Below are 6,423 nucleotides of genomic sequence, written 5' to 3' on the forward strand. Positions count from 1 at the left end.
CTGTCCGAATCCTGTCTGTGGCACAGGCTAGATTGAGTCCATGATCTCCGCGTGCCGCCGACGTCGACTCCGCACCCCGATGTTCCTGGTCGTCACCGCACTGCTCGCGCTCATCGTCGCCGCGATCGGCGGTGTCGGGACCGCGCGGGCACAGGCCCCGATGCGGATGGCCGACCAGATCGTCGACACCGCAGGCGTGTTCAGCCCCGCCGACCACGACCGCATATCGACGGCCATCGACGATCTGTACGACAACCAGCGCATCCAGATGTGGGTGGTGTACGTCGACTCCTTCGACGGACTCTCGCGTGAGGCCTGGGCCCGCCAGACCGAGGACCTCAGCGAACTCGGCGCCCGGGACGTCCTGCTCGCCGTCGCCACCCGGGACCGCAGCTATCAGCTCACGAGCACCACCGCGATCGACGGTCTCACAGCCGCCGAACTGAATCAGATCGCCACCGACACCCTGCAGCCCGCCCTGAAGAAACAGCAGTGGGGCGCCTCGGCCGTCGACACCATCGCAGCGATCGACGGCGCGGCCGCGAACGATTCGAGCACCGGCGCCATCGTGATCGGCGCCGCGGGCGGCCTGGCGCTGCTGGGCGGCGGTGCATTCCTCTACACGCGGCGCCGTAAGCGCAAGGTCGCCGCCGAACGACTCGACGCCTTGCGCGAACACAGTGACTCGCTGACCGTCGACCAACTCGCCGAGCAGCCGCTCGACGTCCTGCACGCCTGGTCGCGCGAGGTGCTGACCGACACCGACAACGCCGTCACGACCAGCGCCGACGAGCTGACCCTGGCGATCGGCGAGTTCGGCGAGCGCGATGCCGCACCGTTCACCGCCGCAGTGCAGGCCGCTCAGCAGGCGCTGGCCTCCTCGTTCGCGCTCCGCCAACGGCTCGACGACGACATCCCTGAGACTCCCGACGAGCAGCGATCGATGCTGGTGCAGATCATCACCTCCTGCTCGGACGCCGACGCCTTGCTCGACGAACAGGTGGCGAACTTCGACGCCCTGCGGAACCTGCTGATCAACGCCGCCGACCGGCTCGACGAGCTGACCCGACGGGTCGTCGCGACGTCCGCGCGGCTGCCTCAGTCGGAGCAGAGCCTGGCCGAGCTCACCGAGCGGCACGGCGGAACCGTCATCTCCTCGATCACCGGCAACATCACGCTGGCCCGCCAGCAGCTCCAGTTCGCCGAGGACAGCATCGATCAGGGCCGCGAGGCGATCACGCTGCCGGCCGGGAAGCAGGGCCCCGTCGTCGCCGACATCCGCTCGGCCGAGGCGGCACTCGACACCGCGAACAAGCTGCTCGACGCGATCGATTCGGCCGAGGAGACCATCGGCCGGGCCCGTGACGGTCTGTCGGCGCTGGTGGCGGAGGTGCGCGCCGAGGTCGCCGAGGCCGCGGAGGTGACGGCGGCCGCCGACTCCCGCGACGAGCTCGCCGCAGCCGTCGCGAAGGCCGAGGCGGCTCTGTCCGTCGCCGAGACGGACGGAGCGACGGACCCGCTCCGCGCCTTCGCCGGACTGGTCGACGCCGATGCCGAGCTCGACCGCGTCCTGGCCGCCGCGAGCGTGGCGGCGCGAGAGCAGTCCCGTCAGGCGCAACTGGTGACGAACGCGCTGGAGACAGCGGAAGCCAAGACCCAAGCCGCCGCCGACTTCATCGAGACGCGGCGGGGCGCCATCGGATCGGTGGCCCGCACCCGGCTGTCGCGGGCGCAGCAGTTGGGTTCGGAGGCCGTCGCGCTGGCCGAGTCGAGTCCCGCCCAGGCACTCGAGAAGGCACGCCAGGCCTCGCGCAGTGCCGACGAGGCCCTGATGGCTGCGCAGACCGACGTCGTGTCCTGGCAGGACCGGCAGCAACCGGCCGCCGGTCCTCGACCGGGCAGCTCAGGCGCCGGGGCCGTGCTGACCGGAATCCTGGTCGACAGCGTGCTGCGCGGCTCGATGCGCTCGGGATCGTGGCCTTCCGGGCCGGGTGGCTACAGCGCGGGCGGCCGTAGTCCCGGCTCGTTCGGCGGGTCGTCCAGTTCGGGCCGGATCGGTACCGGAGGACGGTTCTGAGCGACGACCCCGCGTCGTCGGGCTGAGACCCGGCCGCGGCGCCGACACCCCACGTTCCGTCCGACACGTCCGCGGTGATCCGCGCCGGCGCCCATGTGTCCCAGGTGGCGATCAACGGTCGTCGCGGGGGTGATCTTCGTCATCGCGCATGCCATTAATCCCTGGTCAGCGCTTCGGCACCGAATTTCCCCATTTTACTTAGGTCTACTAAGTATTAGGCTTACGAACTGTGACCGATGAACTCACCTACCAAATCGCCTCCGGCCTGCGCCACACGGTGACGCGGTTGTACCTGACACTGCGTCGCCACTCACCGGTGAACGAGCTGACCGCAGCACAGGCCTCCGCACTCGCCGTCCTGATGGACGACGGCCCGATGCGCATGGGTGAGCTCGCCGAGCGCGAATCGATCCGCATGCCGACCGCCACCTCCCTGGTCGACGGCCTGCACCGCTCCGGATTCGTTTCGCGCCGACCAGATCCGGCCGACCGCCGGGCCGTCGTCGTCGCGGCCACCGACAAGGCTGCCGACGTCATCAACGGCATCCGGACCCGCCGCAACGACACCGTCACCCGGGCTCTGGCGTCACTGTCCGACGAACATCGCGCCGCCCTGGCAGCAGCCCTGCCGGCCCTGCGCGAACTGCAGATGAAAATGGAGCATTCATGAGCGCTGACACGCACTCCCTCACCGCGGCCTTCAAGGGCCAACCCCGAACCGTCTGGGTGACCGCCTTCGCCGCGGTCATCGCCTTCATGGGCATCGGACTGGTGGATCCCATCCTCAACACCATCCGCGTGGCGCTCGGCGCTCCCGAGACCAAGCTGACCCTGCTGTTCGGCGTCTACATGGGCGTCCAGGTCCTCGCGATGCTGGTGACGGGCTGGGCCGCCTACCGATTCGGCCCCAAGCGCACGCTGGCCACCGGCCTGATCTGCATCGTCATCGCCGCCGGGGTGTCGGCATTCGCGAGCAACATCGACCAGCTCATCGCCTTGCGGGTGATCTGGGGACTGGGCAACGCCCTGTTCATCGCCACCGCGTTGGCGTTCATCGTCGGTCAGGCCACCGGCGGGCAGCAGGGCGCGATCCTGCTGTACGAGGCCGCACTCGGTGTCGGCCTGGCCGTCGGACCGCTGTTGGGCGCGGTTCTCGGCGAGTGGACGTGGCGCGCACCGTTCGCCGGCACCGCCCTGCTCATGCTGGCCGGGGCCGTCCTGTGCACCCTCATGCTCCCCGCCGACGGTCCGCGTGCGCAGCGGCAACCGGTCAAGCTGCTCGATCCGATCAAGGCCCTGCGCAACCGCACCCTGCTGATCAACTCCATCGGTTCGGCCTTCTACACCGGCGCCCTCTTCACGGTGATCGCCTGGTCGCCGATCGCGATGGGCCTGCGCCCCATCTACGCGGGCATGGTCTTCTTCGGCTGGGGTCTGCTGACCGCGCTGTCGGGCGTCTTCCTGGGGCCGCGCATCGCCTCGGCGATCGGTGCCCGCGGCGGCGTCCTCGCCGCCATCGGCGCGTACCTGCTCACCATGGTGATGGCAGCGGTCGGCGTCTTCGACGGCAGCGTCTGGATGATCGGCCTGGCCGTCGTGCTCTCCGGCATCCCCTCCGGTGTGCTCAACACGCTCTTCACCGGCGTCGCGATGTCCGCCGCCGACGCGTCCACGCCCCGCTCGGTCGCGAGCGCCGGCTACAGCTTCCTGCGCTGGATGGGTGCCGCGGCCTCGGCGATCATGGTCGCCTACCTGGCCGGATGGTTCGGCATGGCCGCGCCGTTCTGGTTCGCCGCGGGTTACTGCGCCGTCGCCGTCGGCGCGCTCGTCATCGCGGGCAGCGGCGCGCCCGACGAGCGCGAGGTGGCGCCCGACGCGGTGCTGGTCGGCGCCGAAGAGTACTGAGTCGGTTAGCCCAGCGGCCGAACGGTTCAGATCGGCGGCACAGTTCAGATCGGCGGCACAGTTCAATAGGATCGGCGGTATGCCTACCGCCTTGATCACCGGAGCCAGTCGTGGCGTCGGCGCGGAGATCGCGAAAGCGCTCGCGCCGACCCACGACCTCATTCTGGGCGGACGCGGGTCCGCCGAACTCGACGCGTTGGCATTGGCCTTCGACGGCGCCGTGACCCTGCCCGTCGACCTCACCGATTACGACGCGGTCGCCACCGCCGTCGAGACGATCACCTCGCTCGACGTCCTCGTCCACAGCGCGGGCGTCGCCAGCAGCCTCGAGTCCGTCGCGGACACCCCGCCCGAGGAATGGCGCCACGTGCTCGACATCAACGTGGTCGCCGCCGCGGAGCTGACCCGCCTGCTGCTTCCCGCCCTGCGCGCCGCAGGCGGTCACATCGTCTTTCTCAACTCCGGTGCTGGAATGAACGTTCGTCCCAACTGGACCCCTTATGCCGCAAGCAAATTCGCACTTCGCGCGCTTGCCGACGGGATCCGCGCCGAGGAGCCCTCCCTACGTGTGACGTCCATCTTCCCCGGCCGCATCGACACCGACATGCAGCGCGACATCGTCGCGCGCGAGGGCGGCGACTACGACCCGGCGAAGTACCTGCGGCCCGAGACAGTGGCCGCTGCGGTGGCCGCTGCAGTGACAACGCCCGCAGACGCGCATCCGACGGAGGTCGTGCTGCGTCCGCGGGCGTCGCGGCGGGTGTGAGTTCCGGCCTTCAGGCCTCGATCACAACTGCTTGAGGTCGGACTGTTCCCAGACCGCGCGCATGGTGACGATCTTGCCCTCGTCGTCGAAGGTCATGATGTCGACCGGGGTGATCTCGAACTTCATGCCCGCGGTACCGGTGACCAGGGTGAACTCGAAGACCGCGGTGTCGCCGGCGATCTTGGTCCACTTCAGGGTCGCGTCGCGGCTGTCGAGACCGGTGATGATGCCGTAGAACTCGACGAGCTCATCGCGGGAGCTGCGGATCGGCGAGCCGATCGGATCCTCGACCGTCGCACCCTCCGCATACAGGCCGACGATGTCTTCGGCCGATCCTCCGTTGAGGTGATCGATGTACGCCTGGACGGTCGCGGCGATCTTGTCGGACAGGCCGATCTCCTGCTGCTCAGCAGTCATTTCAACTCCCTGAATTGGAACGTGTTCTAGTCGGCGAGCGTAGCAGCACCGTCCTCCACGTGCGACGCTCTGCCGAATCGAGTGCCGACACCGCGGCGGAGCCGAACGACCCTGGCACCATCGACACCATGACTGTCACACGCTCGATCCTGCTCTTCGTCCTTGCGGCAATCGCGGAGATCGGGGGAGCCTGGCTGATCTGGCAGGGGATCCGCGAGCATCGCGGATGGTTGTGGATCGGCGCGGGCGTCGTCGCCCTCGGTCTGTACGGATTCGTCGCCACCCTGCAGCCGGACGCCGAGTTCGGCCGCATCCTCGCCGCCTACGGCGGCGTCTTCGTCGCCGGATCGCTGGTCTGGGGAATGGTCGTCGACGGCTTCCGCCCCGATCGGTGGGATGTGATCGGGGCGCTCATCTGCCTGGTCGGCGTCGCGGTGATCATGTACATGCCGCGCGCACTCGAGAGCTGAGCAGGCCGCGGGGGAGAGCCCGCGCCATCAACCATCCGGGCCGAATTCGCCTCCACCAGACCCTTGTCCTAGTTGAATGTGATGTGTATCATAGAACATATGATCGATTGGAGTGGCCCGGAAGGGTTGCTTCTCGTTCTTTGAGAATTTCATAGCGCGTCGCGTACATGGCGACACCAACTACGCCCACGGCACTGCTGAGGGCGCAAGGGTGGGTACGCGGCGGCAAATGTCAGACCGCCGCCGGCCTTCGGGCTGGTGTGGAATGCCAGCCTCGGGCGGCGTGACAGGACGTACTGGGACAGGGTTGCTCGCTGCTGGCCGGCGGCCTCCTCTCTAGGGTGGTCGCCTGTGGGGCAGTCGCTCCTTTTCAGGGTGGTCGCTCTCCAGGAGGCTTCCTCCCTAGGGTGGTCGAGTAGTCCGAGGCGCTAGCCGAGGACGTATCGAGACCCCGGAGCGAGGCTCCCTCCCGCGGAGGCGGCGGTCTGGCATCCGGGTGACGGACCACGCACAGCGCATCTGCATTTCCAACTGCTTTGTCGTTCAACCGTATTTCGCCTCGCAGGACGGCGGTCGGTGACCGGCACGCCAGCCCGCGGGGAGTTCAAGACCGGAATCACGCCCGCCACCAACAGTTTTCGGCGATCCCGAAAGTGTCGACGGTGACCGGGTTGTGGAGAGGGGGAGTCATGACCATGACGATGACCAGGACCGTGGTTGATGCTGTCACCGAACTCGCTGACTTGCTCAGTGATGCACTCGATCCGCCGGAGTCGGCGGGTTCACCG

Annotated in this window: 6 protein-coding genes; 5 read left to right on the forward strand and 1 reads right to left on the reverse strand. The window is 68.3% G+C overall.

What is annotated here, in order from left to right:
- Positions 1-40: 40 nt before the first annotated feature.
- The 4 genes from AAFO60_RS20405 (at position 41) to AAFO60_RS20420 (ending at position 4,748) form a co-directional block, all read left to right on the forward strand.
- Positions 41-2,077 (forward strand): TPM domain-containing protein, encoded by a 2,037-nt coding sequence (locus AAFO60_RS20405; RefSeq protein ID WP_347958079.1) that lies wholly within the window; start codon positions 41-43, stop codon positions 2,075-2,077.
- 229 nt (positions 2,078-2,306) lie between these two features.
- Positions 2,307-2,747, forward strand: coding sequence for a MarR family winged helix-turn-helix transcriptional regulator (locus AAFO60_RS20410; protein WP_347958080.1), 441 nt, complete (start codon positions 2,307-2,309; stop codon positions 2,745-2,747).
- Entirely contained in the window at positions 2,744-3,982 is a 1,239-nt protein-coding gene (locus AAFO60_RS20415) for an MFS transporter (protein WP_347958081.1), read from the forward strand. Before AAFO60_RS20410 ends, AAFO60_RS20415 begins: the two co-directional genes overlap by 4 nt.
- 79 nt (positions 3,983-4,061) lie before the next feature.
- Positions 4,062-4,748 carry an SDR family oxidoreductase gene (locus AAFO60_RS20420; protein WP_347958082.1) on the forward strand — a complete coding sequence of 229 codons (687 nt, stop codon included), beginning with the start codon at positions 4,062-4,064 and terminating at the stop codon, positions 4,746-4,748.
- A gap of 21 nt (positions 4,749-4,769) precedes the next feature.
- Here the strand turns inward: AAFO60_RS20420 and AAFO60_RS20425 are convergent, their stop codons facing one another.
- Positions 4,770-5,165 (reverse strand): nuclear transport factor 2 family protein, encoded by a 396-nt coding sequence (locus AAFO60_RS20425; protein ID WP_347958083.1) that lies wholly within the window; start codon positions 5,163-5,165, stop codon positions 4,770-4,772.
- Positions 5,166-5,293: 128 nt separating this feature from the next.
- Here AAFO60_RS20425 and AAFO60_RS20430 point away from each other — a divergent pair, with 128 nt between their 5' ends.
- Complete coding sequence (locus AAFO60_RS20430; protein WP_347958084.1) at positions 5,294-5,635, forward strand: YnfA family protein; 342 nt, start codon at positions 5,294-5,296, stop codon at positions 5,633-5,635.
- Positions 5,636-6,423 lie beyond the last annotated feature (788 nt).

Source organism: Gordonia aichiensis, from assembly GCF_039946255.1.
GTDB classification, from domain to species: domain Bacteria; phylum Actinomycetota; class Actinomycetes; order Mycobacteriales; family Mycobacteriaceae; genus Gordonia; species Gordonia aichiensis_A.

What these genes read in the sequence shown, in the direction of transcription:
- AAFO60_RS20405 (WP_347958079.1), top strand. Translation starts at nt 41, where the DNA reads ATGATCTCCGCGTGCCGCCGACGTCGACTCCGCACCCCGATGTTCCTG.
- AAFO60_RS20430 (WP_347958084.1), top strand. Translation starts at nt 5,294, where the DNA reads ATGACTGTCACACGCTCGATCCTGCTCTTCGTCCTTGCGGCAATCGCG.
- AAFO60_RS20420 (WP_347958082.1), top strand. Translation starts at nt 4,062, where the DNA reads ATGCCTACCGCCTTGATCACCGGAGCCAGTCGTGGCGTCGGCGCGGAG.
- AAFO60_RS20425 (WP_347958083.1), bottom strand. Translation starts at nt 5,165, where the DNA reads ATGACTGCTGAGCAGCAGGAGATCGGCCTGTCCGACAAGATCGCCGCG.
- AAFO60_RS20415 (WP_347958081.1), top strand. Translation starts at nt 2,744, where the DNA reads ATGAGCGCTGACACGCACTCCCTCACCGCGGCCTTCAAGGGCCAACCC.